This is a genomic window from Mesorhizobium sp. M4A.F.Ca.ET.020.02.1.1 (assembly GCF_004022645.1).
Classification (GTDB): domain Bacteria; phylum Pseudomonadota; class Alphaproteobacteria; order Rhizobiales; family Rhizobiaceae; genus Mesorhizobium.
Window position 1 is genome coordinate 1 of record NZ_RZOI01000871.1, and the last position, 2,258, is coordinate 2,258.

3 protein-coding genes are annotated in these 2,258 nt (G+C 61.7%); 1 reads left to right on the forward strand and 2 read right to left on the reverse strand.

Going from position 1 to position 2,258, the window contains the following annotated elements:
• Positions 1–340 (reverse strand): ATP-binding cassette domain-containing protein (locus tag EN742_RS32390; RefSeq protein ID WP_148670425.1); only part of this gene is annotated, 340 nt, incomplete at its 3' end.
• A gap of 69 nt (positions 341–409) precedes the next feature.
• The gene (locus EN742_RS32395; RefSeq protein ID WP_245455752.1) at positions 410–1,390 is read right to left on the reverse strand and encodes a substrate-binding domain-containing protein; all 981 of its coding nucleotides are present in this window, start codon (positions 1,388–1,390) and stop codon (positions 410–412) included.
• Positions 1,391–1,784: 394 nt separating this feature from the next.
• Here EN742_RS32395 and EN742_RS32400 point away from each other — a divergent pair.
• On the forward strand, positions 1,785–2,258 hold a 474-nt coding region (locus EN742_RS32400; protein ID WP_128333747.1), incomplete at its 3' end, for a hypothetical protein.

Below are 2,258 nucleotides of genomic sequence, written 5' to 3' on the forward strand. Positions count from 1 at the left end.
GCACCGCCTTGCTGGCGTTGGTGATCGACATGAAGATGTTCTCGGCCACCGAGATATCGGGGCACAGCGCGATCTCCTGGTGAACAAAGCCGATGCCAAGCTTCTGCGCCGCCAGCGGCGAGGAGATAGAGACGGAGCGGCCATCGACCTGGATGTCGCCGCTGTCCGGCGACAAGATGCCGTCGATCACCTTCATCAGCGTCGACTTGCCGGCGCCGTTCTCGCCGGCAATGGCGTGGATTTCACCGGCGCGCAGCTCGAATCCGACATCGCGCAAGGCACGGACAGGGCCGAACGATTTGCTGAGGCCGGATATTTTGAGGAGGACCGGGGTTTCCACTGAGGTTCTCGCCTGCTCAGGAATGGTTGAGGCAACCGCGCCGGACGGCGCGGTTGCCCGCGGGACGGATCAGCTTGGATCGCGGCCTTGCATGTATTTGTTCAGGTCGAACGAGTCGGCGTTCTCCTTGGTGATGACGGCGAAGCCGTTATCGGCGAAGGGGATGCTCATCGGGTTGTAGCCCGACGTCTTGTAGTCGTTGAACGGGTCGATCAGTTCCGGATGCGCCGCCATGAAGGTGGCGACGAAGCCGAGATAGCCCTGCATGCCCTGGTTCGGGCTCAGCGCCATGTGGATGTTGCCGGCCTTGATCTGCTCCAGCGTCGCCGGGGTGATGTCGGCATGCATGATCAGCACCTTGGCCTTGGCCTCGAGGACGGCGGCGACCGCGCCCTCGGCCGAGCCGGCTTCCGGAATCCACAGCGCCTTCAGGTTCGGATTGGCCTGCAGCATCGAGGCCACCGCCTTGTTGGCGACATTGGCGTCCTGGTTGGAGGCCTGGCGGCCGACCAGCTTCATCTTAGGATAGTTCTTGGCGAGATAGTCGATGAAGGCGGTGACGCGCAGGTCGTGGTTGCTCTGCCCCGGATTCTCCAGCACGCCGTATTCGGCGTCGTCGCCGACCTGCTTGACGATCTCCTCGGCGGCGAATTTGGCTTCCGCCAGATTGTCCGAGGTGATGTAGGACACGCGCTTGGATTTCGGCGAGTCGGCGGCGAAGGTGACGACGGTGGTGCCGTTCTCGACGGCGCGGTTGATCGGCTCGATGAACGGATCGGCCTGCATCGGGTGCAGCAGCACGCCGGCCGGCTTCTTGATCAGATCCTGTTCGAATGAGGCGATCTGCTTTGCGATGTCGTAGTCAGGCGTGCCTGAAAACACGGTCTTGCAGCCCATCGCCTGGGCGGCCTGCTTGAAGCCCTGATAGACCGGCACCCAATAGGGATGCGCGGAGACCATGACGTTCATCACATAGGTCTCGTCCGGCTTGCACTGAAACTTGCTCTCTGCCGACGCGGCGCCTGGCATCGCCAAGGTCAGCGTCATCATGGCGGCGCTCAATGCGCCCGCCAGCCCAATCCTGTTCATTCTCTCCTCCGGGTTCCCCGACGATGAAAAGCCTCGTCGTATCAGCTTTGCAAGAAATTTCAGGATATGAAATCTCTGGCAACGTTGAATACGGCGGGATTTGTTGCGTGTCAACGATGTTGCATGAAATATCAGAAGGTGAAATTTCTTGCAGTGCGCGTCGACCAGCTGCAGCGTCGTCGGCAAGAGGCTGCATCGTTTGCCTTGCGGGTGAGCGACCGAAAGCCAGGACATTCGATCCGGTGCGCAGTTGCCTGGAGGGAGAGCACCTCTTCTTCACCGGCCGCAATTCTTGCGTGTTGAAGCAACGGCACAGTTCTCTTATTGTCGCCGGAAATTTCCGGGGGATTTTGACATGCCTTTCCTGCTTGCTATCCTTGGCGTGTTGGGAGCGGCCGCGTTCTGGTGGTACCGGATGAAGGCCATGAACGAGGCCGCGCGCGAGGTCGCCGACGTCGTCGGCCGCGTTCAGGGCAACATCCGCCGCAAGAAGCTGCGCAAGCAGGCGGCGCTGTCGCCGCTGACGGCGATCGACAATCCCGTTGTGGCGGCGGCGACGCTGATCACCGCCATCGTGTCGGAACAGGGGCCCATCCTGCCGCAGCGCGAAGCCGTCATCCGCGAGGTGATTTCGGGGATTGCGGATGGCCAGAAGAAGACCGACGAGGCCGTCGTCTACGCCAAGTGGGCAACGGCGCAGATCGACGACACGACGATCGTCATCGACAAGCTGGCGCCGTTCCTGCGCGAGCGCCTCGACCCGCACGAAAGGGAAGATCTGCTGCAGATGCTCAATCGCGTCGCAAAGGGCGGCGAGCAGAGCCTGAAG

What these genes read in the sequence shown, in the direction of transcription:
- EN742_RS32395 (WP_245455752.1), bottom strand. Translation starts at nt 1,390, where the DNA reads ATGATGACGCTGACCTTGGCGATGCCAGGCGCCGCGTCGGCAGAGAGC.